The 26,279-nt window shown below is 42.5% G+C and carries 24 protein-coding genes; 7 read left to right on the top strand and 17 right to left on the bottom strand.

What is annotated here, in order from left to right; genetic code table 11:
• Window positions 1–9: 9 nt before the first annotated feature.
• The 8 genes from QNH28_RS12270 to QNH28_RS12235 all read right to left on the bottom strand — a co-directional run bounded on the left by QNH28_RS12270 (window position 10) and on the right by QNH28_RS12235 (window position 8,189).
• Window positions 10–1,398 (bottom strand): lytic polysaccharide monooxygenase, encoded by a 1,389-nt coding sequence (locus tag QNH28_RS12270; RefSeq protein ID WP_283911595.1) that lies wholly within the window; start codon window positions 1,396–1,398, stop codon window positions 10–12.
• Between the two features lie 296 nt (window positions 1,399–1,694).
• A complete protein-coding gene (locus tag QNH28_RS12265) occupies window positions 1,695–4,856 on the bottom strand; it encodes an MMPL family transporter (RefSeq protein ID WP_283911594.1) in 3,162 nt (1,053 codons plus the stop codon).
• Window positions 4,853–5,308 carry a MarR family winged helix-turn-helix transcriptional regulator gene (locus QNH28_RS12260; protein ID WP_076282879.1) on the bottom strand — a complete coding sequence of 152 codons (456 nt, stop codon included), beginning with the start codon at window positions 5,306–5,308 and terminating at the stop codon, window positions 4,853–4,855. The genes QNH28_RS12265 and QNH28_RS12260 overlap by 4 nt, the downstream gene beginning before the upstream one ends.
• 175 nt (window positions 5,309–5,483) lie before the next feature.
• Window positions 5,484–5,924: a GNAT family N-acetyltransferase gene (locus QNH28_RS12255; protein WP_283911593.1), complete on the bottom strand. Its 441-nt coding sequence runs from the start codon at window positions 5,922–5,924 to the stop codon at window positions 5,484–5,486.
• 3 nt (window positions 5,925–5,927) lie between these two features.
• Window positions 5,928–6,407, bottom strand: coding sequence for a VanZ family protein (locus QNH28_RS12250; protein WP_283911592.1), 480 nt, complete (start codon window positions 6,405–6,407; stop codon window positions 5,928–5,930).
• The gene (gene rpiA / locus QNH28_RS12245; RefSeq protein ID WP_349655064.1) at window positions 6,404–7,084 is read right to left on the bottom strand and encodes a ribose-5-phosphate isomerase RpiA; all 681 of its coding nucleotides are present in this window, start codon (window positions 7,082–7,084) and stop codon (window positions 6,404–6,406) included. Before rpiA ends, QNH28_RS12250 begins: the two co-directional genes overlap by 4 nt.
• A 64-nt stretch (window positions 7,085–7,148) precedes the next feature.
• Entirely contained in the window at window positions 7,149–7,730 is a 582-nt protein-coding gene (locus QNH28_RS12240; RefSeq protein WP_283911590.1) for a GNAT family N-acetyltransferase, read from the bottom strand.
• A 6-nt stretch (window positions 7,731–7,736) separates the two neighbouring features.
• Window positions 7,737–8,189 (bottom strand): hypothetical protein, encoded by a 453-nt coding sequence (locus tag QNH28_RS12235; RefSeq protein ID WP_283911589.1) that lies wholly within the window; start codon window positions 8,187–8,189, stop codon window positions 7,737–7,739.
• Window positions 8,190–8,424: 235 nt separating this feature from the next.
• On the opposite strand from QNH28_RS12235, the gene fsa reads away from it, so the two are divergent.
• Complete coding sequence (gene fsa, locus QNH28_RS12230) at window positions 8,425–9,072, top strand: fructose-6-phosphate aldolase (protein ID WP_149644213.1); 648 nt, start codon at window positions 8,425–8,427, stop codon at window positions 9,070–9,072.
• A 55-nt stretch (window positions 9,073–9,127) separates the two neighbouring features.
• Here fsa and bcbE read toward each other — a convergent pair whose 3' ends face one another.
• The 3 genes from bcbE to QNH28_RS12215 form a co-directional block, all read right to left on the bottom strand.
• Window positions 9,128–10,441: a bacillibactin exporter BcbE gene (gene bcbE, locus QNH28_RS12225; RefSeq protein WP_283911588.1), complete on the bottom strand. Its 1,314-nt coding sequence runs from the start codon at window positions 10,439–10,441 to the stop codon at window positions 9,128–9,130.
• A 129-nt stretch (window positions 10,442–10,570) separates the two neighbouring features.
• A complete protein-coding gene (gene helD / locus QNH28_RS12220; protein ID WP_283911587.1) occupies window positions 10,571–12,922 on the bottom strand; it encodes an RNA polymerase recycling motor HelD in 2,352 nt (783 codons plus the stop codon).
• 161 nt (window positions 12,923–13,083) lie between these two features.
• Window positions 13,084–14,130: an FUSC family protein gene (locus QNH28_RS12215; RefSeq protein WP_283911586.1), complete on the bottom strand. Its 1,047-nt coding sequence runs from the start codon at window positions 14,128–14,130 to the stop codon at window positions 13,084–13,086.
• A 188-nt stretch (window positions 14,131–14,318) separates the two neighbouring features.
• Between QNH28_RS12215 and QNH28_RS12210 the strand changes: the two genes are divergently transcribed.
• On the top strand, window positions 14,319–14,816 hold the full coding sequence (locus QNH28_RS12210; RefSeq protein ID WP_283911585.1) for a hypothetical protein: 498 nt from the start codon (window positions 14,319–14,321) through the stop codon (window positions 14,814–14,816).
• A 32-nt stretch (window positions 14,817–14,848) separates the two neighbouring features.
• On the opposite strand, the gene QNH28_RS12205 is transcribed toward QNH28_RS12210, so the two are convergent.
• Complete coding sequence (locus tag QNH28_RS12205; protein ID WP_283911584.1) at window positions 14,849–15,490, bottom strand: phosphatase PAP2 family protein; 642 nt, start codon at window positions 15,488–15,490, stop codon at window positions 14,849–14,851.
• 110 nt (window positions 15,491–15,600) lie between these two features.
• Here QNH28_RS12205 and hfq point away from each other — a divergent pair, with 110 nt between their 5' ends.
• Complete coding sequence (gene hfq / locus QNH28_RS12200) at window positions 15,601–15,822, top strand: RNA chaperone Hfq (protein WP_042126951.1); 222 nt, start codon at window positions 15,601–15,603, stop codon at window positions 15,820–15,822.
• A gap of 124 nt (window positions 15,823–15,946) precedes the next feature.
• Here hfq and QNH28_RS12195 read toward each other — a convergent pair whose 3' ends face one another.
• Window positions 15,947–17,053 carry a lactonase family protein gene (locus tag QNH28_RS12195; protein ID WP_283911583.1) on the bottom strand — a complete coding sequence of 369 codons (1,107 nt, stop codon included), beginning with the start codon at window positions 17,051–17,053 and terminating at the stop codon, window positions 15,947–15,949.
• Between the two features lie 182 nt (window positions 17,054–17,235).
• Here QNH28_RS12195 and QNH28_RS12190 point away from each other — a divergent pair, with 182 nt between their 5' ends.
• Together QNH28_RS12190 and QNH28_RS12185 are read left to right on the top strand one after the other, a co-directional pair.
• Complete coding sequence (locus QNH28_RS12190; protein ID WP_042126947.1) at window positions 17,236–17,571, top strand: hypothetical protein; 336 nt, start codon at window positions 17,236–17,238, stop codon at window positions 17,569–17,571.
• Between the two features lie 185 nt (window positions 17,572–17,756).
• Window positions 17,757–18,926 (top strand): peptidylprolyl isomerase, encoded by a 1,170-nt coding sequence (locus QNH28_RS12185; protein WP_283911582.1) that lies wholly within the window; start codon window positions 17,757–17,759, stop codon window positions 18,924–18,926.
• Between the two features lie 74 nt (window positions 18,927–19,000).
• On the opposite strand, the gene QNH28_RS12180 is transcribed toward QNH28_RS12185, so the two are convergent.
• Window positions 19,001–19,195, bottom strand: a complete 195-nt coding sequence (locus QNH28_RS12180; RefSeq protein WP_060622303.1) for a DUF2188 domain-containing protein — start codon at window positions 19,193–19,195, stop codon at window positions 19,001–19,003.
• Window positions 19,196–19,267: 72 nt separating this feature from the next.
• Window positions 19,268–19,867: a nitroreductase family protein gene (locus tag QNH28_RS12175; RefSeq protein WP_283911581.1), complete on the bottom strand. Its 600-nt coding sequence runs from the start codon at window positions 19,865–19,867 to the stop codon at window positions 19,268–19,270.
• A 208-nt stretch (window positions 19,868–20,075) separates the two neighbouring features.
• Between QNH28_RS12175 and QNH28_RS12170 the strand changes: the two genes are divergently transcribed.
• Window positions 20,076–21,491, top strand: coding sequence for a metallophosphoesterase (locus QNH28_RS12170; protein ID WP_283911580.1), 1,416 nt, complete (start codon window positions 20,076–20,078; stop codon window positions 21,489–21,491).
• Between the two features lie 101 nt (window positions 21,492–21,592).
• Here QNH28_RS12170 and QNH28_RS12165 read toward each other — a convergent pair whose 3' ends face one another.
• Entirely contained in the window at window positions 21,593–23,113 is a 1,521-nt protein-coding gene (locus QNH28_RS12165) for a copper amine oxidase N-terminal domain-containing protein (RefSeq protein ID WP_283911579.1), read from the bottom strand.
• 94 nt (window positions 23,114–23,207) lie between these two features.
• A complete protein-coding gene (locus QNH28_RS12160; RefSeq protein ID WP_283911578.1) occupies window positions 23,208–23,876 on the bottom strand; it encodes a TraX family protein in 669 nt (222 codons plus the stop codon).
• 471 nt (window positions 23,877–24,347) lie between these two features.
• Between QNH28_RS12160 and thrS the strand changes: the two genes are divergently transcribed.
• Entirely contained in the window at window positions 24,348–26,261 is a 1,914-nt protein-coding gene (gene thrS, locus QNH28_RS12155) for a threonine--tRNA ligase (protein WP_283911577.1), read from the top strand.
• Window positions 26,262–26,279 lie beyond the last annotated feature (18 nt).

Genomic DNA, 26,279 nt, shown 5'->3' with positions numbered 1-26,279 from the left:
ACGATATTATTAGTTCGTTACTAATTTCCAAAGTGATAATGCCGACTCAGGATTCCAGTTGTTATCACCATAGCTTCTAAATGTCAATCGAGCTTCATAAAGGTTACCCTTGTATTCAACTTTTGTTCCTACAATGTACAACCCGGTTGCATTCCAAGCTGCTACATCTGGTAATACGGGTTTCATAAGAGTTGTGACTGTATACGTAGAGCTCTTATCTGAAACATTACCCGCAGCATCTACAGCTCTCACATGATAATTGTACGTAGTGGAAGCTTGCACCGTTAAATCCGTAAAGGAAGTTCCATTGGTTTGGGTCAATTCAACACCATCTCGATACACAATATAATGATCAACACCTACATTATCTTGGGCGGTGTTCCACATCAGATTAACACTATTATGCTTCACTGACATGGTATGCAGCCCCTCAACCATCGAAGGCTTCACAGTATCTGGTGTTTCCACTGGAGGTATAACCACTTCCTGTGTTGGTGTGCTAACAACAATAATATTACTTGAGCCTGACGTGTTCCCTGCACGATCCACCGCAACAATATAATATGTATAAATTTTATCTGGTTCTACAGTCATGTCTTTAAAGCTAGTTGTTGAGGATGTTCCGATTTGTTTCGCTATACCGACGCTATCCCCGCGGTAAATCATGTAATGATCTACGCCTACGTTATCTGTCGCAGCACTCCACATAAGATCTACATTGCTTGATTCCACACTCATCGTGTGTAACCCCGTTACAGTTGACGGCTTCTCCGTGTCCGGTTGTACCCCAGTTCCTGAATCACCGTTCTTTAGATTCACATCAATCACTTGGTAGAAGGCATTCGCCGTATCATCAATATCCCACACGGCCAAAATAACATGATATCCACTTCGGTCAGTTGGGACATTTACTTTATGTGTCACAGAACGCTCGGGCTGTTTACCGCCATTCTCAAATGTTCCAATAAGCTCTAAATCGGAACGTTTAATTGGCGCATTAGGGTTCCAATCTTTTTTCGTAATATAGTAATGCCATTTTGTTGTTCTATGTTGTGCTGTAAGATACCAAGTGATGTCATTTACTCCGCCAACCATATCGTGCTTGATCCAGCGATCACTTGATTGCTGATCCAGAATTCCTCCGAACATGCCACCCGCAGATGCAATCTTCCCGTCCGCAGGACCCGCCAATGGGAAGCCCTTTGGTGCCTCTAGACTCTGTGGCTCATATTGAACAGAACCCACATTATTCGCTGCACCAAGCTTCGCACGACTTGCTGGTTCGGATACATAACCGTGTCCTAATGCTTTATCGGTATCGATAAGTCCTACTCCAGCAATAACCCCCGCTGTAATAACAAATGGAGCAACCTTCTTTGCGATACTCCTGTTCTTCATGTTTACTTTCATCATTCATCATCTCGCTTTCTAGTTGTAGTTTGGAGACTTTGAAAACGAATCCAGAGTTATTATAATTTTCCGAAAACATAATAACAATAACCTAAAGAACCAGACGACAATAGATAAAAGACCTATGACCATTGAACGGGTCCGCACTTCTCCCGCTAATAATCTCCTATCAAAGCGATTCATTCTACTCAACAAAAAGCCAGTCACCGATAAATTTATCGGTGGCTGGCTGCAAAAAAACTACTTATTATGACTTCTGATTCATAAATGGAGTTTAGTCCCATTTACATATTTAAATCCTGTTTGTTAGCTTCCCCGCTCTGTTTAACTGAAAATGGCCACCAATTCCCACGACCGAAAATCCGTACCATAACAGGGACAAAGAACGGTAGGAATATTAATGCATACAAGGCTAATCCTACGAGTACCACTGTAGCAATCTGCATCATCGACAATACCCCTGAAGGATACATCGAAGCGAAGGTGCCACCTAAAATAACTACAGCTGAAAGGATAACTGTACCCATATTGCGCATAGCGTGTAGAATCGCTTCTTTTACATCCCAAGTTTTATTTTCGTTAAATCGGGCCATTAAGAAAATGCTATAATCCACACCTAGTGCAATCAGCATAACAAAACTAAAGAATGGCGTCGTCCAGGTAATTCCTTCAAAGTGCAGAAGGTTAACGAATATAGCCTCTGTAACGCCCAACGCTGAAAAGTAAGTGATCAAAAGTGAAATAATAAGGTAAATCGGCATTACGATTGAACGAAGCAGCAACACTAATATGATGAAAATACCGCTTAGCATCAAGATTACAGTACGCGTATAGTCTTCATTCGAAATGTTCCGCAAGTCGCGTTGGCTGCTTGTAACCCCGCTAATGGCTGTTTCAGCATTTTCAAGCTTCGTACCTTTAACCGCACGATCTACTGCTGCTTGAATATCACCCACACTGTCTATAGCCTCTGAACTATAAGGATTCTCGGTGAATACCACGTCCAAAGTCATCACCTTACGGTCATCAGACAAGTACGTATCAAAAACCTGCTTCATACCTTCAGCATTAAGTGCCTCAGCTGGTACGAAGAATCCGCTCAGCTCTTCATCCTTAGCCGCTTGAATCTGATTCAGGTATTCTTGTGCCGAGCCCAGACCGTTTGTTATTTGCTTCAATCCATCAGCACTATCGCTTAGTCCAGTGGTCAAGGCTCCAATCTGCCCTGTCAATTCACCAAAGCCATCCGCGAGCTGCTTCTGTCCGCCTTGCAATTGATCAAGACCACTTGTGATAGATGGAATCTTATCTACGATCTGCCCTTGACCGGCTGCCGCCTGATCAAGTCCAGCTTGCAGTTGACCGATTCCAGCTACAAGCTTAGCTAAACCTTGCGCGAGAGCAGTTTGCCCAGCCGCAGCTTTGGCATAACCGGCATTCGCCTCATTTAAGCCAGTAGCTGCACCTTTAAGCTGTTCTGAAACTTGACCAATACCTGCTGCTAGCTGTGCTGTACCTGTACCACTTTGTGCTACTGTACCTTTGATCGTCAAATAATTTACATCCTGAACAATTTCCGGATAACTGCTCTCTAGGCCAGTAAAGGAACCGTCCAGTCCTTTTAATGCCTCTGCTACACCTTGTAGCTGCTTCGGAAGCTGCCCGAGTCCTTCATCCAGCTGGGTTAAGCCGCCTCCGATTTTTTTATAGCCCTCAAGTAGCTTCACATTAGCATCTGCTAGCTGTTTAGCGCTTGTTGCTGCCTGCTGAAGACCGGCTTTGATCTCTCCTGCACCCGCTGAGCCACTCTTAATCCCGCTCTCAATTTGGGTCAGACCAGCGCCTAAAGCAACGATTCCGTCTTTGAGATCAGCTGTGCCCTCTGTCAGCTTAGCACTCCCTGCAACAGCCTCTGTAAGTTTAGGAGCATTATCACTAAGCTGTTTACTTGCTTCAGACAGACCGGTCTGAATCTTGGTCAGTCCTTCGTTACTCTGATCCAATCCATCAGAGAGTGTACCCACCTGATTCGGAATCAAGAAATCACTAATCAGCTCACCTGTTGGACGTGACATGCTCCGAACAGATTTTACGCTATCCACTTTTTCCAGCTCGCGGCTAATTTTCTCTGCAAGTCCCAAATATTCTGAATTGTCCATACGATCATCATTCTTGATTACGATCTTTCCAGGCATCGATTCACCTGGTCCGAAGCTCTCCGAAATAATATTAAAACCTTTTACCGAAGCATATTCCGAACCAATTTCCTCCAAGCTGTTAAAGGACAGCTTACCGCTATAGGTGACTAGGAATGGGGATACGATTACTGCAACGATTAGAAGAGCGGCCCACGGTCTTTTTAAAGAAAAGGAACCTGCCCAGCCCCAAATACGGCTCTCACTATGCTCCAGCTTGCCACGGGAGGGCCAGAATAGCTTTTTGCCTAGAACAGCCATAAAGAATGGGACAATCGTCACAAGTGCCAATAGCATAACTGCAATACCAACTGCAACAGCTACTGCTGAACGATAAAGGATAAATTTCGATAAACCAATCGCTACAAAACCTACGAACACCGCTAAGCCCGAATAGAACACCGTTCCTCCGGCTTTTCGATAAGTTGCAATAATAGCACTTTTGGTATCTTCTGCGGTCATCAATTCTTCTTTAAAGCGACTGATCAGCAGAATACAATAATCTGTACCGATCCCGAACATGACCGCAACCATAAAGATTTGAGTAAACGTTGATAAAGGAAAATCATAACGATCCACCAAAAAAGCCACAACAGATTGGGATACAATATAGCTGATACCTACGGTCAGCAGCGGTACAAAAGGCGCTACGAACGAGCGAAACACGACGAATAGAATAAGTAAAATAAAGACAACTGTAATATACTCCGACTTCTTTAGCCCTGCTTCTGAGCTTGCGATCATATCCTCTGTAATCAAGCCTTCACTGGTCAAATAATGATCTGCTTTAACACCCGAGAGCATCTCATCCACTTTATCTGGTAGGGCAGTAACAGCCTCCCCTTCACCTTTTACGGACAACGCCACCATAATGGTCTTGCCATCTTTGGCAATCAGCGTATCTTTAAGCTCGCTTTGTGAAAAAGGATCGGTAATAGAATCTAACTGCAGAGCTTCCTTATTCGCAGCCAGCTTCTCAACGCCTTGTTGAATACTTGCTGTTTCTTCCGCTCCGATTCCCTTCGGGTTATTGAACACAAGGGCTACTTGATGGAGTGATTCGCCTCCCTTGTCACTTGCCGCTTCCTTCATGATTTCTGCTGCTCTTGATGAAGGGTATCCCTCTGGAACGGTAACCTGCCCCTTCTCACGGACAAGATCAGAGAACGATGGGGCCGTCATCACTAGCACCACCGCTACAGCGAGCCAGATTGCGATGACCGCCCATCTTGCTTTTAGAATCGTCTTCATTGGCTCTTCCCTCCATTATCATTCTGAATTAGACTCGCCAGCTTCTCAAACATCATGATGAATGTCTCAATATCCTTCTTTTCAAAATGAAACAAATACGGGGCCACTACTTCATGTACTTGCGATTCAGCTGCTTCAAATACTCTTTTGCCATGCTCTGACATCGATAAATACACCTGACGACGATCATTCTCGTCACGAGTTCGCTCGATAATGCCCGCTTGCACCAGTCTGTTGATTATCGCTGTAATGGAGCTTTTACCCACGCAAAAAGTTTCTGCTAGATATGTAGACGTACATTGTTCCTGAGCATTAATCAGACGCAGAATTTGATACTGATCATTCGTTGTATCTGCAGCAATACTATCTTTAATTCTTGCGGCTACTTGTCTTGTCACCATCATATAGGCATCCATATAGCGGTTTATCCAATGCTGAACCTCATCTTCCAACGCTTCCTACCTCCAAAATATAGTTCGACTGTAGAACAGTTTCATTATCAAACTATAATCCCATTTATTTCAAAAGTCAACATTACAATTCTGAGGAATAATTGAAGGTGTACCCAACAAAAAAACAGGCCGAGATTTCATCTCGACCTGCCATTGTATGTCTTCTAAAAACGGTTTATTCCTCATCCTCAATCTCTTCTACTTCATAGACACATCTCAGCGTTTCAATACCTGCTGCATTCTCGCCGAGGCTGTACACCATGAACCCAAGACTACGGTAGAAGTCTGCAGCGATCTCATCCTCGGTTTCAGCTACCAGATAGCGCGGCTGACGCGTAGTAAGCAGCTCCAGAATCATCCCCCGTGCATAACCTTTTCCTCTGTTCTCTGGCAATACAGCAATATGGCGAATATCCAAAGAGCCATCTTCTGTCTCTTCAAAGCCCACAAGACCAAGCAGTAATTCTTCCTCTTCCCAGCCATATAACTTAAGCCCGGCTTGTTCGCTATACTCAGACGAAGTCTGCTGTAGGGCATTAGGATCATCTATGACCGCATAGGTCAACAGCTCATTCACCTCTGGTGTACCAATGAGGGGTTTAAGATCAATCAACATTCTTCACATTTCTCCTTCTTTGTTCCTTCTAAAGCTAATCACTCGAAACAATCCGTAGCCTGTCCACACACCCAGCATGTTCAATAGTAAATCATCAATATCAAAGCTTCCCACATGCAGCAGCATTTGCAAGCATTCCAAAAGCAGTATGCAAGGGACAGCATATAGCGAGATCCTAGGCCAAGAAATCGGACGTGTCTTTACTAATGGCGAAAGAAAACCAAATGGAATAAAAACTACAACATTTCCTAGCAGATTTACTAGCCGATTGATCAGCGATAACCCGTTATCCAAGTTGAAATAAAGTGACACCGTACGAAATGGAACCAAATTATACTGAAGAGGACCTCCGGTATGTACTTCACGTCCAAATCCGATAAACATCCAATAGATAACAGTAGCACTATACAGAGTTAGCACTACTCGTGTCAATCCTTTTAGCGGCCATGAACGGTTAGTTTCTTTAAGTCTGCGGTTAATCAATTCTTAGATTGAGCTTCAATAATTTCGATACTTCCATCATGTTTACCTACGATTGCCATCGCTGCAATTCCAATAAATAGGCCATGATCTACAACACCCGGGATGCTTTGAATGGTCAGCGCAAGCTTCGGTGCAGCTTCTATCGCTTCAAATCGGCAGTCTGCAATGTAATTGCCATTATCCGTCTTATACAACTCTTCTCCGCTCCGGCGCAATTCAGGCTGGCAACCCAGTTTGGCAAGCTCTGCCACAGTCCATTCCCACGCGAAAGGAACGATTTCCACCGGCAACGGGAATTTGCCTAGCGTATCTACTACTTTACCTTCATCAGCAATCACAATCATTCGAGTACTATTACTAGCTACAATCTTCTCACGAAGCAAAGCGCCGCCGCCGCCTTTAATTAGTTGCAGACTGCTGTCTAGCTCGTCCGCTCCGTCAATGGTCAGGTCCAGACTATCAATATCACCAAAAGCTACCAGTGGAATCCCTAGCTCTCGTGCTTGCTCCTCGGAAGCGCGTGAAGTAGCTACTGCGGTAATTTTCAAGCCTTCACTGACGCGTTCACCAAGCTTACGGATTGCCCAGTAGGCAGTTGATCCCGTACCCAGGCCAAGCTTCATCCCATCTTCAACGTATTCCACTGCTTTTTCTGCTGCTAATTGTTTAACATTGATACTCATTATAATACCTCCATGTTATCCGTTATAAAGATTTATAGTAAACTTGAAATCACTATTATCAGAAGGATTCCGGTAGAGCATCGACATCCAAGATTTTGCCGTAACAGAGACTATCCGGATCACCTAAATAGGGTCCAAACAAATCAATCGGTTGGTAGCCATGCTTGACGTAAAGCGCAATCGCTTCTGGCTGCTTAATGCCGGTCTCCAATCGGATCTCCTTAAACCCTGCTGCTATTGCTTGTGCTTCAAGGAATAACAGCATATTTGTTGCTATGCCCATTTTACGATAACTAGAATCTACATAAAAGCGCTTCAACTCCATCGTTGCAATCTCTATTCCGATATAATCCAGTGGACGAAGCCCACCGCAACCCACAGGTTTTCCGTTTAAGTAGGCTACAACGAAAGTCATTTCTTTTACTTTGGGGTCCTCAAAATCTACGACATAGATCGTCTCATGCGGATAACGTATCTTCAGTTCCTCATCCAGAAACGTAATAAGCTCTCTTAAATCAGTGTTCTCTGGATCAACTACTTCAAAATTCACTTCCGTTACGGGTGACACAAACTTTCCCTCTTTTCTTGTATCCAATTTCGTATTATCCTTCTTGCAGCCCAAAAAATCAATATTCTTCATTCTGCCTTATGTATATTGTAATTTCACTACATCCTCTAAATTTAGGATCATCTCTTTTTCAGCGTGGTTAGCAGCCCTATGTAAGTAAGCCTTATGCTCAATGAATGCATCCGAGGGGGATATCAATTTAATGTGCTCTAGTACACTACGTTCGACATCTGCCAGAACTAAATCTCCTCTACCCGCGCTAACTCTACATAGATTAATGATTGCTAAAGGCTTATTCACAAGAACTTGCCCGCCGGACTCCACAAAAACAGTGTATTGCATTAAAGGAATTACGTCTGGATCTTCCACACTAGCAGCGCAAGATTGGTCAAAGATAGAATACATTAGTGCAGGATTACGTGATAAAGTTCCTAATTTTTTCTGATTAGATACCAATTTGCTGTTCTGGTAGGCCAAGAATCCGGCAACAGTCAACACGAGCACAAGCAAAATAACTAATATCGAATACATTTCATCACATCCCACCCAATACTCCATAATAACAATACCGTTTATATATTATCATGGATAACTGCATAGACCAATCCTATATTATCTACACTTTAACATGTGTGAGCGATATTCAATCTATAAAGTTATTTTGAAATATTCAAAATAACAGTTGAAACTTCGTTTGACATGTCTCATAATGAAAATATGAATATTGTTTGTCAATCCATATGGAAATCAAGGGAGGAAACTTAAAATGAAGTTTTTCTTGGACACCGGAAATATTGAAGAGATCAAACGTATTACTCGCCTCGGATTAGTGGATGGCGTTACGACTAACCCGTCGCTCATCGCTAAAGAAGGAAGATTGTTTAAAGATGTTATCAAAGAAATCGTAGCAATCGTTCCAGGTCCAGTAAGCGCAGAAGTAATCGGACTTAAAGCAGAAGAAATGCTTAAAGAAGCATACGAAATTGCTGAGTGGGCTCCAAACGTTGTCATTAAACTCCCTATGACTGAAGATGGCTTGGAAGCTTGTTATGAGCTTACTAAAAAAGGTATCAAAACTAACGTAACGCTTGTCTTCTCAGCGGCTCAAGGCTTGATGGCTGCAAAAGCAGGCGCAACTTATATTTCTCCTTTCGTAGGACGTTTGGATGATATCGGTGTTGACGGAATGAAGCTGATCAAGGATCTGAAGACCATCCTAACTAACTACGGTATGACTTCTGAAATTATTGCAGCATCCATCCGTAACATTGCGCATGTTGAGCAAGCAGCTCTTGCTGGTGCTCACATTGCTACTATCCCAGGTTCGCTCCTGCCTACCCTCTGGAAGCATCCGCTGACAGATAACGGTATTGAACGCTTCCTGAAGGATTGGGAATCTGTACCACAAGCATAAAATATTTTAGATTCTTTTATCTAGATAGCTATCCTACAAGCTACGGTGACGCAGCTTAGGGATAGCTCTTTTTTCCGTCCAGAGACATTGCAGAGGTTTGACGAACACGCTTCGACAAGACCGAATGAATTCTCTTCTCTGTGTCTTTAACGCCTGGCTCCCCTTTTTTACCCTTGCTTGGCGTTACTGCAAATAAGGTCAGCAAACCCCCAATTGCGCCGACTGTAGCCATCAAAGCGAATAATACCCAATGACCACTGCTTAACAGCAGCGATACCACTGGCGGTCCTGCGGCTACTCCTATAAACCTCATACTGCTGTAGAGAGCGGTTATCGTACCGCTGTTCTCCTTCTCAATACCCTCCGTGATTAAAGCATCCATACAAGGAAGCACAATCCCGATTCCAACACAACCTAAGCCCATAAATCCAACTAAGAAATAAATACCTTTATTGAACCCCGCGAAGATCATTGCTGCAGTTAGTAATACCATCCCACCAAAGCCCAGCCATTTCATTAGCATTTTGTTCTGACCAATGATCTTTCCTGTTCCATATGAAGACAGACATAACAAGGCTAATGGTATTGCTAGAACAAATCCCTTCATTGCCCCATGCATATTAAATTTAGACTCCAGCATTTCTGATAAATAGAATTGAACGCCAAAGGTCACAAACATACAGATGCCGCCTATGGCAAAAATAGCATACAACCATCGTCCCTTTTCACGCAAAATGCTCACAATTCCGGATAAAAATTCTCTTATCCCCTGTTTCTCAGGTTGTTCCTTCGCTTCTGGCTTTCGAACCAGAAACAGAACTAAAGCAAATGAGATTAGACATAGAACAGGAATAGCGATAAAAGGTGCAAACCAGAGCCATATTCCAAGATAAGCACCAAGGATCGGACTGAGTACTTTACCAAAGGTATTAGAGGTCTCAATGATTCCCAGACTTTTGCTTACATCCTCTTCTTCCTTGAATAAATCACCAACGAAGGGCAACACAATGGGAAAAGCACCTGCCGCACCGATCCCTTGTAACAAACGTCCAGCTAGAATGACCCAATATGCGCTAATGCCCTTCATAAACCAAGCCGCCATCACGCAGACGACACCACCAATAGCAGCAATGATCAGACTTGGAAGAATCACCTTTTTTCGGCCATAAGCATCAGACAGGTACCCTGCAATTGGGATCATCACGATAGCCATCAATCCATAAACAGTAATCAGCATACTCACCTGAAAAGCGCTAATGCCGAGTTCTTTAGAAATCTGTGGCAAAATAGGTAACAGCATGGAGTTACCGAGGGTCATTATAAGTGGGATGGATGCCAGAGCAAGCAGATCCCATTTTCTTTCCTTCATGAACTGACCACCTTTGTCATTGTTTGCGACTCTCTATATTGTGGTTTGTTCATCCCTCTTTATTCATACATATAAAAAGACCGTCCCCCGCCTAGGCGAAAGGACGATCTTTGATTAGAAGATTAGGTTTTACAGCGAATTTGCAATCATGGGCTTCGCTTTTACAGATGGAAGGAATCGGTTCGGTTCCCCTAGACTAAAAATATGAAGCAGGTGCATCGCTCGAGTACAAGCTGTATAGAACAGTTTACGCTCACTTTCTCTGCCATAGCGTTCAGCTGAACCATCGTAGATGATGACAGCATCAAACTCCACACCTTTAGCTAAGTAAGCAGGTAACACCAGAGTTCCCTTCTGGAAATTCGGTGTTTCCTTCGTAACGAGTCTTACCGGTAGCCTACTATGTAGTTCATCATGAACTCGTGCGCTTTCCTCTGCTGTTTTACAGATGACCGCCACATAATGATACCCCTTGGATTGTAAATTCCGGATATCTTTTTCGACTGCATTCAGAAGCTCATCCTCGCTAGACACCACGCTTAACTGAGGTTCTTCTCCTCGTCGATTAAAAGGTACAATTCGTTCCCCTCCAGGAATCATTGCCCGGGTAAATTCCACAATCTCATAAGTGGAGCGATAGCTTCGGGTTAACGAGATCACTTCTGTATTCTCTTCACCATAAATGCTTACCAAACTAGACAAATCACCAAGCACTTCACCTTGTGCATAGATCGCCTGATTCAGATCACCCAACACAGTCATTTTTGCCCTTGGAAATAAACGGCGCATGAACTCTAATTGGAAAGGTGAGTAATCTTGAACTTCATCCACAATCACATGTCGAATCAGCGTGTTGGTACGGAACCCTTGGCTTAATTCCTTCAAATAAAGGAACGGAGTAGCATCTTCATAGGCCAGCTCGTTCACCGCGATAGATTTCAGCGTTTGTTCACAAATCTCTTCCCATATTTCCGGCAGAGAATTGACGCCATTTAGACGTTCCATAAGCTCACGATCAGTGAACAGCATGCTGTACAACCCTTTAACATCCACAAAACGACCTCGCTTAGTCCACCCTCGCAGCGGTTTTAAGCGTTGGCTGACTACATAACGGGATAACACTTCTTTTTCAGTATCAAAATCATCAAAACTATCCTGCGTGGCTTTCTTCTTACGTCGCAGCATCTGATACGCACGATGGTAATCACTGGAGTCCAATAGCTCAATTTGATCTTCAACCCATGAAGCATTTCTTTCCTCATGGCTAAAATCAGCGATCTTCTTCAGTAGCCAACGTGTCATTAGGTCTACACGGTTCGCAAGCTTAATGGCTGGATCATAGGCATAGAAATGACGCTCCATTTCCTCTTTACTGACTACGGCTCTTCCTTGAAACATTAAGGGTTTGAACAGCATTCCCTCATGTTCCAGCATCGTAGCATATCGACGAATCGCATCCAGAAAAGGTACGGATGATTTATAAGCGATGCCTTCTCTGCGTATTCCCACCTCAGGACCATCAGGGGCATTCAGTAGACTTTCTGTCTGACTAAAGACATCTTCCAGCTGGAATTCATGTCCAAGACGATGCTCTAGATACATCTGAAAGGTAGTTTGCTGCATATTTTCTTCACCTAGCTCAGGAAGCACGGTAGAAACATAGCTATTAAACAGTGGGTTCGGCGAGAACAACAGCATCTGATCTGCTTGTAGAACTTCACGGTATTTATATAAAAGATAAGCTACCCGCTGCAACGCAGCGGAGGTTTTCCCGCTCCCTGCTGCGCCCTGAACAACCAGCATACGGCTCTTGTCATTGCGGATAATCGCATTTTGCTCTTTCTGAATGGTAGCTACAATACTCTTCATTCGATCATCAGCACTATGGCTAAGCACCTGTTGTAGAAGCTCGTCGCCGATCGTTACACCAGTATCAAACATTACTTCAATAACACCATCAACAATCACAAACTGACGTTTAAGATTCATTGTGCCTGAAACAAGTCCACCCGGTGTTTCATAAGCTGCGGGGCCAGGAGCACCGTCATAATATAAGCTGGAAATAGGCGCCCGCCAGTCATAGATTAAGAAGGTGCCATCATCCTCCATCAAGGATCCAATCCCTAAATAAATCTTTTCCTTTTCACCATTTGGTGCTTCTGTAAAGTCAATGCGCCCAAAGTATGGTGAGACGAGCAGCTTTTTATATTTTTTTAGCGCCTTGCTTGATTGTAAATGATGGCGTTCGCGCTCATTCAAGATTTGGGACTGTTGGCGCAGACTTGTTGAAGTTTCCCCTAAATCATCTGGACTACTGAAGTTTACTGTTACCTCTTCCCAGAAGTCTTTCCGCATATCGACCACATCGCTACGATGGAGTCCAAGTTCCTCAGATAAACGCCGGATATGGGCAGACAATAGCTTAGTCACTCCGTCAACCCGTTGCTGTTCCTCTTTCCATTCAATTTCATGATTCTCCACTACATTTCATCCCCTTTTGGAAGGTTGATATTTCAAGTGAGGATATTCTTAATAGATGAATCCGGCCCCTCTGGGACCGGATTATTAACAAAATAAGAAGTATAAGTTTCACGCTGAACATAATCCTTAAGCTTATATGTTACACTCCACAAGGTTATGTTTTATGCTTCGCGGTCCGTTTCTTTTTCCTCAGTTACTATACGATTCATCTGATCTGCCACTTTATCCAGTCGTTCTAATTGATATCCGTAATCGTAAATAGCTGCGGCTACAACATACAAACGTAGTTGACCTATTTTCTCCGCATTATACCCCAGGATCGTTGAATTCAAAAATTCATCATTTTCGTCTCCCAAGGGTTCCGATTCGTGGGTGTTCGGTTTTAGTTTATCTTCAAATTTCAACAAGATCAGTTGATGATATTTGATTAACTGCTCCAAATGACTGTCAAACAAGGCATCTGTCTCTTCACTTCGATCCGCTTGAAAATAATGCCGATCCACAGCCTCAAGGACATCGAAGCCTTTTTGCAAAGAAGATAATAAATTTTTATAGACAACCATTTGTCTAGTCTGGCTATACTTCGCCCTCTTTAGCTGTTTCTGCTCCTCCTCAAACAAAGCGTACTTATCCGCTAAAGATTTTATGGATGACTCCAGTGCAAGTTTTTCATCACGAAACACACTTTCCTTCATCTCATGAGATACAGCCGTTCTTAGCAGCAAGGAAAGGCTGGCAAAGACGTTCTCAATTTGCTTGATGTACTGTTTCCGTGGTTTCGGAGGAACTACTATAATATTGATTAGAAATGCAGAAACAATCCCTGTCAATGTTAATAAGAAACGATTCAGCGCGAACTGCCATTCTCCAGAAGCCTCCATCACTGTTATAACGGTGACGAGTGTCAGGCTAATTGTATCCGCTCGGTTAATTTTCATACTGATCATAATGACAAGAATGCAGACCAACCCAACCGCAATTGGACTATTGGATAACAGCATGCCTCCCAGAAGAGCGAGTACCGCGCCCATTGTAGTCGTTGTGAGCTGATCAAGAAAATAACGCCAAGAGCGATAAATAGATGGCTGCATAGCGAAAATTGCTGCGATCGCAGCGCCCACAGAAGATGGAAAATGTAGCAGTTCGGCTAAATACAAGGCAAGCGTGACTGCCATTCCTGTTTTAAATATGCGAGCTCCAAAAGCCAAAAATATCCCCCCTAAAAATTGGCCCACTCTGCAATATGGACATCTGCGAATCCCTCATTCTTTTAATTACCCAAGCCTAGAGTTGATGAATTTTAAGATCATTTAAGCTCTCACTCATGATTCTTTCAGCTTTCAGGGAATACTAATTCAAGTAAGTACCTATCACATATAACATACGAGGTGAGTGAATGAATAACAACATCAAAAAAATAGTGACCATCACAGCAGTTCTTTTCCTCAGTTTGTCTCCAGCTCTTGCTCCTATTCAGAGCGCGTCAGCTGAGAATGTAACCTCAACTGCACCTGATTCTGGGCCTTCTGAAAAAGGTCATCGACCCCCTTCAGGGAAAGACGGGAAATTCAGAGCCGGCGGACATTTCATTATTTTCGAAACAGCCAAGCTGCTTGAGATGGATCGTACGGAGCTAATTAAAAGCCTTAAAGCTGGCAAAACGCTCCCCGAGCTTGCCCTTGAGAAGAAAGGCTGGACGGAAGATCAATATATTCAGAAGCTCAGCGAATCCGCAAGTAAGCGGCTGGATCAAGCTATCACCGAAGGAAGTCTAACGAAAGACGAAGCCCAAAAGCTAAAGGCTGGACTTCCTTCTATGCTGAAGAAAAAAATAAGTAAAATGGGTCATTTCCAAGATCATAAATCTTCGGAACATCACGTGATGACCCCTTAAAATATCCACAAAAAGACGGGTATCTTCATTCCTTATGAGGATATCCGTTTTTTATAGGCTTCAAATAGACCGATGGATAACATCAGCCACGCACCACTTGCAGCATAACCACCAATAACGTCGCTAGGATAATGAACTCCCAGGTAAATACGACTCCAGCCAATGCCCACAGTCATGAATACTGCAAACATTATTAACAGGATTCTTTCACTTCTTCGCGGCAAATGACGCCACAGTAAATAGGCTATTACCCCGTACAAAGAGAAGGCTGCCATGGAATGTCCACTTGGGAAGCTATAACCGATCTCTTGGACAATACGATGGAAATTCGGACGCTCCCTTTGAAACCATAACTTCATAAGTGTATTCAATAGCTGAGAGCCTAGTCCAACCCATAGGAACAGAATTAGCTCAAGCCGATGTTTCAGCAGAAAATAGAGCAGTGCCATCGTACCAATAGATATGCCAATCGCTACCTTGGAGGAACCAATCAGAGATAGTCCTTTGGCGAATGTGGTCAGTCCAGGTGATTCAGCGGATTGAACCAGATGCATCATATAGTTATCAAATGATGATACCTTATTCATATGAACTAGAATTGCAATAAGGACGAAACAAGCAGCAAACCCTATAAAATAACGAAAACCTCTGGACCAGTTCTGATAATAAAGCATAAATACCTCCGTGTCTAATTTTGTGCCTGTCGATCACATTTCCTGAGAAGCTATAACCCGTGCTATAATTATAGAGAAATAAATATACAAAAAGATGGAGTGCTGCCAAAGTGGAGAGTCTAAAATTGCAGGAACGTTTGTTGAACCAGTTTATTTCCACAAAGGTGCCCGTGACCATTTTCACAACAAATGGTGTGAAAATGCAAGGCGTCGTAACCTCGTATGATGCATTCACAATCACTTTACAGGGTCAAGGTGATGGCAGACAGAATGTGCTCTTTAAATCTGCAGTATCCACTATTGTACCTCTTAAGCCCGTCTCACTCAAATAGTTCACACACTCGTTACACTTCTTCATCCTATTTTTGAAAATAAAGGGAACACCGGACTACATCTCCGGTGTTCCCTTTATTATTTTCTTAAACTGTCTTATTCACTCTTGTAAGAGAGTTTCTTTTATATAGGGAAAATCACAGGCTTCACACACACCGGCTTGGATACATCAGCTGTATTCCCAGTAAATACGAGACGACCACTGGTCGCTTCGATAGAGAACACAACCAGGTTATTAGCGTCACGATTCGCAACAATAAGATAAGCCCCATCCGGAGTTAATGAGAAGTGTCGTGGATGCCCTCCACGAGTAGATACATATTCAATTAGTGTAAGCTTGGCAGTAGCGTTATCCACTGCAAACACTGCGATGTTATCCGCTCCACGGTTAGAAGCGTAAAGATATTTTCCATCTATTGAAGTAGCAATTTCGGCACAAGTATTCTCTTCCTTAAAATCCTCAGGCAAAGTTGAAACTGTATCTACCGTGTGTAGAGTTCCAGTAGCACTGTCATATGTAAACGATGTTATCGTGGAATCCACCTCGTTTATAACATAAGCAGACTTTCCATCTGGATGAAAAGTAAAATGACGAGGTCCCGCTCCTGGATGAAGCGCAGTATCACCGTGAACTTCTAGTTTGTTCAAGTCTCTGTTAATTCTGTAAGACCGAATGATATCAAGCCCAAGATCAGAAACAAACAAATACTGCCCGTCTGGACTGAAAATAGCTGAATGGGGATGCGGGCGATCCTGACGTTCAGGATGGTGACCATGACCGGAATGTATCGCGACATCCGTCAGTTGTTTAGCAACTTTTCCTTCATCTAATGTGATCAAGCCTACACTGCCACCATGATAACTACATACAACAACGTATTCATCGTTTAGATCTCTAGAAATATGGCATGTGGTCGTTTGACCATTCCCTGAGGCTGGCATTGAGCCTATTCGGTTCAATTCGCTCAATTTCCCACTCTTAGCATCGATAGCAAAGGTAACGACTTCCCCCTCTTTTCCACCCTCACCATTTGGCTTTTCTCCTATGGCATATAAACGCAGGGCTGCAGCATCCACATTAACAAAGGTTGGGTTAGTTAGGCCCTGAACCGAGTCGATTAATTTTAACGTACCTCCTGCTTCGCCATCGAATTCAAATACCTGCACACCATTATCCGTGGCACTTGCATAGGAACCCGTAAACAGCAATAACTTAGTCTGCTTTTCCATCTCTATATTCCTCCTCCAAAGTATTGCTATTATATAATTTACAGTTTTTAAACGTTAAAGACAAACTATAAAGTAAAAAGTGTGACAAATAGTTCAAAAATAAGGCTTTCCAAGGATTAGGGATTGTGTTATAATGAAAGCGCTAACATTAGTCTTTTATTAAGTACAAAGGGGGAACATGAATGAGTAGCATCCTGCTGGAAGCCAGAAATGTATACGAGGACTTCGAGGTGGAAACAGACATTCTGTTCTTTAAGGTCGGGGACCATGATTTGGTCATTTTTCACGGCAGAAACTACAACATAAAAAAGAGAATGACTGCCGAGCAATTAAAACGATTGTTATCCAATTCAACTTACTATCATGTGTACGGTGGCTGTTATGTCAATCTAAACAAGATCAGTTCTATCGAAGACGACTGCATTTATTTCGGAGAAAAGGGCCTATTCGCTAAAAACGTACGGGTCCCAAGACGGAAACAAGAAAGTATTCGTCATCTATTGAAAGGACTGAAGTAAACATCTTATTCCCATAAGCCGGAAGGGCATGTTACCGATGCCATTTCCGGCTTTTTGCTTTTTATTAATAGAAACTTAAAAAGATCCTATCTTTTTTTATACTTTCTTAAGGTTTAGGATCAGGATTTCTGTTAAAGTTGTAAATAGACAAGCAACACCTATATTGAAGGGAGTCATTACTAATAATGGACAAAAAAGATCTGAATGGAAATGAGAACTTAGAAAACAACGGTACTCCGGAAGAAGAATTGAACACTACCGAGAATACCAATGAAGTAAATGAAGTGGAGGTCGTAGCTGCTGAAGCACCTGTGAATACAACTAAAGAGGATAGTATTCCAGTAATGAACAAAGTCGGCAGTAACAATAATACGACGCCACCTACTCCACCAGTTTCTCCTAAAGGTAACAAGGGCTGGATGATTGCCTCTGTGGTACTGGCTGCGGCGCTCATCATTGTACTGATTAAGCCTCCATTCCAAAAGGACGACAGCAACACAGCTGTTGCTAGCGTTAACGGAACTAACATTACTAAAGAACAACTTTATGATAAATTGATCGAAGCAGGCGGAGAAAGCACGCTGCAAGCTATGATTACAACAGAACTCGTTGACCAAGAAGCTAAAAAAGCCAACGTAACCGTTACTGACGAAGACATCAATGCTGAATTAGAAGATCTTAAAGCACAATTCGGCGGAGAAGCTGCATTTAATGCTGCATTGCAACAAAGCTCAATGACCGTTGATGACTTGAAGAAGCAAATGCCACTGCAAGTAAAACTACGGAAGATTCTTGAGCCGCAAGTGACTATAACGGATCAAGAAATCAAAGACTACTATGAAGCAAATAAAGCTACTTTCAATGAAGAAGAACAAGTTCGCGCTTCCCACATTCTCGTTGAGACTAAAGAAGAAGCTGATGCAATTCTGAAGCAATTGAAAGATGGAGCAGATTTCGCTGAACTAGCTAAAGAAAAATCTTCGGATACTGGTTCCAAGGCTAATGGTGGAGATCTAGACTTCTTCAAACGTGGAGATATGGTAGCTGAATTCTCCGATGTAGCCTTTAAACTTAAAGTTGGGGAAACTAGCGGTGCTGTGAAATCCGATTACGGTTATCACATCATTAAAGTAACCGACCACAAAGACGCTAAAAACTACACCCTGGAAGAAAAGAAAGATGAGATCAAAAAGACCCTTGTGTCTCAAAAGGTTTCCACTCTTTCCACCACTTGGTTGTCAGATACAACTGCCAAAGCAAAAATTACAAATTCACTTACAGATGCCAAAAAAGAAGCAACAGCTTCTCCTGAGCCATCTGCAAGCGCAGAAGCAGGAACTGAATCCACTAAATAATACGGCTGTAAAAAGCAGGACAAGCGTTAATAGACGCTGTCCTGCTTTTTTTGTACCTATCCAGAGCCTTATGATCAGTGTCCTTTTTTACGGATCTGCTTATCACGGTTCTCTCCCCACTCTTTCGCTTGTGCGGTAGCAATAGAGATCGCCCTTCCCTCCTCATATCCATCTTCTAGAAGTGCATTAGCAATATCAATTGCCTTATTACGAACAGGTGCTGTGAAGTTTTTCAGTGAATCAGGATAATCGTCTTTATTCCACGGCATACAAAAACCTCCTTAACCAGACTATATAATTACTTAGCCTGGTCAAGGAGGTTTTAAACGCTCTTTTTAAGCTTATTTAAAGACTTTAACGCGATCTTCAACCGGTTGGAATTGTTTCTCACCTGCTGGAGTTACAGTCTTACCAAATGGCAATTGGGCAATCAGTTTCCAGTCTTGCGGGATGCCCCAAGCTTCTTTCACTTCGTCATCAATTAGTGGGTTATAGTGCTGCAGGGATGCACCTAAACCTGCTTCAGAAAGTGCAGTCCATACTACGAATTGCAGAATGCCTGAAGATTGGTTAGACCAAACTGGGAAGTTCTCGGCATACAATGCGAAGTTTTCTTGAAGGTTCTTCACTACCGCTTGATCTTCAAAGAACAATACGGAGCCGTAACCTGCTTTGAAAGATGCTAATTTTTGCGCTGTTCCTTCAAATTGTTCAGCTGGAACGATTTTACGCAAAGTTTCCGTAGTGATATCCCATAATTTATCATGCTGTTCACCTAAAAGAACAACCGCTCTGGAGCTTTGGGAGTTGAATGAAGTTGGACTATGCAACACCGCTTGCTCAACGATTTCAATAATTTGAGCATCGGCTACAGTAGATTCTTTACTGATGGCATAGATGGAACGTCTTCCTTTAACTGCTTCAAGAAAATTTTTAGACATAGAATAACTACCTCCATTTATTTAAGTAACTTACTTTTGTACATCTTATCACCTTTTTTCTGAAAATACAACATCTATTCTCAACTTATTTGGTCGGATATACAATTAGCCTCGGTTAGTAACATCTCCCCTTCACTTTTCCGATATACATTTCAGCTAAAAATAAGCTACAATAGTGCAGCAAAAGTACAGAAGGAAGGTTATATAAATGAATTTTCCAATAGATAAAGCGCTTATTCTACATAAAAAAACGGTCATATTCTCTTGTGTAGTGCTCTTTTTTCTTAGCTTGGCACTTACTGGCTGTAAAGACACAAAATCGTCTAATTTAAACGCTGTGGAACTTAATCAAGCCGAACTTAAACCTGTATCTTTTTGGGTAGCCACAGACACTCATTTTTTAGATAAGGATCTTCAGGATGGTGGGCAGGCTTTTCAGACCTATGTCACTGGAGGCGATGGAAAAATGCTGCCCTACAGTGATGAAATGGCTGAGGCTCTACTCTATGACGCTGAACAGAAAAAACCTGCATTTATCATCCTCAGTGGCGATTTAACTAATAATGGAGAACGCAGCAGTCATCAAAAGTTAACCGAAAAGTTAAAACGAATTGAACAACTAGGGACTGCTGTATATGTCATTCCAGGCAATCACGACATATTTAATCCTTGGGCTAGATCCTTCAGTGGCGATAAACAGCTCCTTACGGATTCAATTACGGACAAGGACTTCGTCAAAATGTATACTGATTTCGGCTATAAAGAGGCTGTATCACGTGATAAAGAATCACTAAGCTATATCGTCAAGGCGGCTCCCAACTTATGGATTCTCATGATAGACAGTAGCCAATACCTTAATAATCAGAAATATGGTTTCCCTCAAACCGATGGGCGTATTGCTTCCTCTACGCTTTCATGGATAGATGAATCCGTTAAGCTTGCAGCCAAAGAGCACGCTTCTGTGATCACCGTGATGCATCATAACTTATTAAGTCACACTTCTATGTCTGTTTCAGGATTCAAGCTTAATAACAGCCAGGAAGCTATAAAATCCTTACGGAAAAATGGCCTTAATCTAGTTCTCTCAGGACATATTCATATGCAGGACATTCAAGTAGATCCAGCAGACGCGAATCAAGACACAGCATCCTCTGAACCAATGCCAATCTATGATATCGCTACGAGTGCAATGGCCGTCAATCCACATCAATATGGTGCCATGACCTTCGATCCCGTCTCGCGAACCGTAAATTATAAAACAGCATCTTTGAACGTGGAAGGTTGGGCTGAAGCTAACCAGATTACAGATCACAATCTTTTAAGCTTCAAGACATATACCGAAGAAGCCTTTGCTACTAACTCCTATGACAAAGCTATGGATAGTCTTAAGGAGAGTCCTTTAACGGAGTCTGAAAAAGAATCCAAGGCGAAGGTAATGTCCAAGCTGAATGTACAGTACTTCGCAGGAACTGCGGGTAGCTTTGCTAAGGATATTAAAGCGTTGCCCGGCTACAAGCTTTGGGAGGGACAGCAGGATGGTTTCTTGGGAGGGTATGTCCAAAGTATGGCTGAAGAAAAAGCGTTAAGTAATGTCGACCTAGAGGTGGTTTTAACGAAGCAATAAAAAGATGCCATATTTCATATAAAAAACCCAGCTCCACTCGCATTTCTGCGAAGTTAGAAGCTGGGTTTGCTTGTGTTATTTAGCCATGAGGATCGAACTAACTATTTACGTGTAATAGTAATCCAACCATCTTCATCTACGTACACAGTAGCATGAAGTGCTTCAGCAAGCACACGTAGCGATACATAGGCATCACCATACTCGTCAACAAATACAGGCTCTGCAAGCTTCACTTTTTCACCGTTAATCACTGCTTCGGAAGAACCGATTTTGAATACCAGCTTATCACCGTACACACCATCCGTTACAATAATGGCACGATTGACTGTATCCCATTCCACAGTTGCATCTAAATCTTCTGCCAAATAACGCAGAGGAATATACGTAGTATTATTGTCAACGATCGGATAATAATATTCGTCGTCCGGCTCGATGACAATCGTTCTCTTGGTGATACCAAGATCGTCTTTCAATATACGATAAACGTTAGAATTCGGATCGAAATTGTTCAAAGTCTCTCCAGGAGTCAGGTTACCGGAAGAAACATCAAGTGCTCCTTCAGTGCTGATTGGATCTGCCGTTACAGCACCACCAATGTTCCAAATCTGACTGGAAGCCTTAAGAGAGAAACTCTTTAATGGCATATCTTCAGTACCTGGAAGCGCCACTTTCAGATCAACATTCTGTTTACGAACATGTAGTCCACTGTCTACAAAAATGTCGACAGCAAGCTTCGTATCCTTACTCAGAACTGTCTTAAGCTCAGGGGTCGATTTGTAAAGACTGTCTAGTTGATTGTCATAAACCAGCAATAACGCATCCACAGCCAATTTTGCTGCATCATGCAGTACGGTTACAACCGCTTCTTTATCACCCAGAGGAATTACTCCAATACCTGGAATTTCGTAATCACCGGAGCTTTTTTCGTCCATAGCTTTGATCACAGGATACAGATAGTCATATAGACCACCAACCAATTCTGTAAAGCCTTCCGTATCTTTAGAGATCGATTTCAGGAATCCTTTTAACAATGCAGGAAGCTCATCACCCGTCACTTCGGTATGTAACTTCGTCATATTCACCTGCTGGCCATACACAGCCTCACTAACTGGTGTTACGCTAATTGCGCTTGGATTAGGAAGATTCTTCACCACAAACTTCGTTAGCAGCTTACTAAGATCTTCAGCTTTAGTCAGATCCAATCCAACTTCAGCTAAGACCTCATCATAGCCTTGAACCGGGAAGTAAAACGGTTGTTTTGCTCCTTCTACCGTAAAGACTAAAGTTTGTTTGTCCATAAACAATGAGAAAGGGATATTCAATTGTTTATAGCCAATCGTTCCATTGGCAGATACATTACCATTCTCTTGTAGCTTTGCATTGCTAATACTCAGGGAAAAAGAATTTATGAGATCTACCATTTCCTTATCTTCTGCGCTAATTCCTTCTGAAGGTTCAGCGTTCATAGAAAAAGTCATGCTGGATTCTGATGATTTAACATCGACATCCCCGATCAATGCCTTATTAACATCGAAACCTCCAACCGATTGACAACCGGCCAGAACAAGCAGCAGTGCGACAAAAGGAATAAACCATTTTGCCCTAGCTTTCATTCTCCTCATAGCAAGTCTCCTTTTTTTAAGATTTTTTGAAATCAATCCATTATCTCAGCAAAGGCAACATTTGTAAATCAAAGTATTACTTATTGTAAAATTACTATAAATTCAACAAAGTTCGCCATTCGATAGAAACCCATTCATTGTATATTACGCCCTTAAATATCGCTAAAATCAGTAAATGCGCAGGATAAAAAGACCACCACACCCAGCGTGGTACCCGGTGACGCTCTAAATATCCCCAAAGTGCAGGCGCCAAAGCAATCAACAGCGTCGGTAAAATACTGAGCATTTGCACAACCCAATAATTATAAAACATGTAGAACAGATTTAGTGCCAAATGTGCTACAACAAGCCAGTATGACTTCGTATAACGGAATATCAATACTAGCAGCAGGCCGTACGCATTATAATCTATCGGGAAATAATCCATTAACGCGATAGCTGCAATGACTACAGGTATATCAAGCCATATAGTAGGCAGTTTATCCAAAATAACTAATACGATTGCAGATAACAAAAGCGTAAACACCACATTCCATCCACCAGGATTAATCGCTAAATTATATGGAATCTGAGCAATAATAGCGATTAAGAGCAGCCGGAACAAATATTTCGGTCTGGATGATGTATGGATATGCCCCTGCACAAGCCCGTAACAGTAGATTGGAAAGGCTATTCTTCCTACATATCTCCAAGCAATATCCTCTGGAAAAAAGATATAGCCAATATGGTCGATTAGCATCGTCAGCATGGCGAGAATCTGCATATCAAACCTCCTTAAAATAGGTTGATATCATACATTCGCCAACGAGTATATCTTCTCCTTTGCCAATACGTAAATGATGACTGCAATAAAAGAGATCTGAATTTCTGGTTTCCTGCCTCTTGACTTTATGGGGTGCAATTGAGTACTATGAACGAGCAACATCATATGGCAATGATCAAAGACATGATTTCCTATACGAACTGTCCAGAGAGAGAGGTCCTAGCTGAAAGCTTCTCCAGTAAACGATTGTGAAGTTACCCCTTTGTAGCCGTGGCGCTGAATCCGTAGATCTAATTCGCGGTAGTATGTGGCACCGACTTATCCACGTTACAGGATACCAATGAGGTCCTATCCTTGTGATAGGTCGAATTAGGGTGGAACCACGAGCTGAACGCACTCGTCCCTTTCTGGGAGAGATGCGTTTTTTTGCGTTCACCACTAACAATTTTTGAGAAATGGAGGCTAACAATCATGGAGATCAAGGTAACACTGCAAAACGGAACAATTAGAGAGGTACTACAAGGAACGACGATTAAAGAAGCAGCAGGTGCCATAAGTACCAGTCTGAAAAAAAATGCTGTAGCTGGAAAAATAGATGGTAGATCTGTTGACCTAAACCAACCGATCGAACATGATTGCCAGCTCGAAATTGTTACGTTGGATAGCAAAGACGGCCTAGAAATTTATAGACACAGCACAGCACATATCATGGCTCAGGCCATAAAACGTATATATGGAGACAAGGGTGTCCAGCTTGGCATAGGGCCAGTAATCGAAGATGGCTTTTATTATGACATTGATATTGAGACACCCTTATCCACGGATGACCTAGTTGCAATCGAACAAGAGATGGCGAAAATCATCCAAGAGAATCACCCTATTGTCCGCCGTGTGGTTTCTCGCGCTGAAGCCATTAAGCTTTTTGAAGCGATGAATGAGCCCTTAAAGCTGGAACTTATTCGCGATCTGCCGGAAGACACAGTATTATCTATTTATGATCAAGGAGAATTCTCGGATCTTTGTCGAGGGCCACATCTTCCCTCTACTGGCTTGGTCAAAGCCTTTAAGCTGTTGAATGTAGCAGGTGCCTACTGGCGTGGGGATTCCAAGAATAAAATGCTGCAACGTATTTACGGCACTGCTTTTCCTAAGAAGGCTCAACTTGAAGAGCACTTACTCTTTCTTGAAGAAGCTAAAAAACGTGATCACCGTAAGCTCGGCAAGGAATTGGAATTGTTCATGTTCTCTGAAGAAGCGCCAGGCATGCCCTTCTATCTTCCCAAGGGAATGACAATTCGTACAGAGCTTGAAAACTTTGCCCGTGAATTACAAAGACAGAGAGATTACGATGAAGTTCGTACACCGCTGATGATGAACAATCGGCTTTGGGAGCAATCCGGGCACTGGGATCACTACAAAGACAATATGTATTTCACAAATGTAGACGAAACAAAATTCGCACTCAAACCGATGAACTGCCCAGGTCATATGATGATCTACAAAAATAATCTACATTCTTACCGAGAGCTGCCCATTCGTATTGCGGAATTTGGTCAAGTGCATCGCCATGAGTTCTCTGGAGCACTTAACGGAATGATGCGTGTTCGTACTTTCTGTCAGGATGATGCCCATCTCTTCGTATTGCCAGAGCAGATTGAGGATGAAATAAACCGGGTAATCTCATTGATAGACCATATTTATCAAGTGTTTGGCTTTGAGTATAAGATTGAATTATCTACTCGACCGGCAGATTATATGGGATCTGAAGAATTATGGGATCAGGCTGAACAATCACTGCAAAATGTATTAGACAATCTCGGGATCGAGTATCGTGTGAATGAAGGTGATGGCGCGTTCTACGGACCAAAGATTGATTTCCATATCTTAGATGCGCTAAAACGAAGCTGGCAATGTGGAACCATCCAACTAGATTGGCAAATGCCAGAGAAATTCGATCTCACTTACATCGGGGAAGATAATCTTAAGCACCGCCCGGTCGTAATCCATCGCGCTGTTTATGGGTCGATTGATCGTTTTATGGGGATTATTACGGAGCATTATGCCGGAGCATTTCCGCTATGGCTAGCACCCGTTCAAGCGAAATTATTGCCCGTCTCTGAGAACTACGTTGATTATGCATTTCAGGTGAAGCAATCCTTAGAACAAGCTGGCATTCGTGTGGAGGTTGATATCCGAAATGAGAAGCTGGGATACAAAATTCGTGAAGCCCAGCTGGAAAAAGCACCCTATATGCTCGTTCTCGGTGAGAATGAGAAGAACTCTGGCAGTGTATCTGTAAGAAAACGTGGTGAGGGTGATCTTGGTTCAAAGAGTATCCAAGAGATTATTGTGCAGATTAATGAAGAAATAGCTAGTAAAAAATAAAGTTCTGCTCCTAATTAA

This window comes from Paenibacillus sp. G2S3 (genome assembly GCF_030123105.1).
Taxonomy (GTDB): domain Bacteria; phylum Bacillota; class Bacilli; order Paenibacillales; family Paenibacillaceae; genus Paenibacillus_AQ.
The sequence above is the reverse complement of the archived record's forward strand: the minus strand, read 5'-3'. Positions and strand labels throughout refer to the sequence as shown.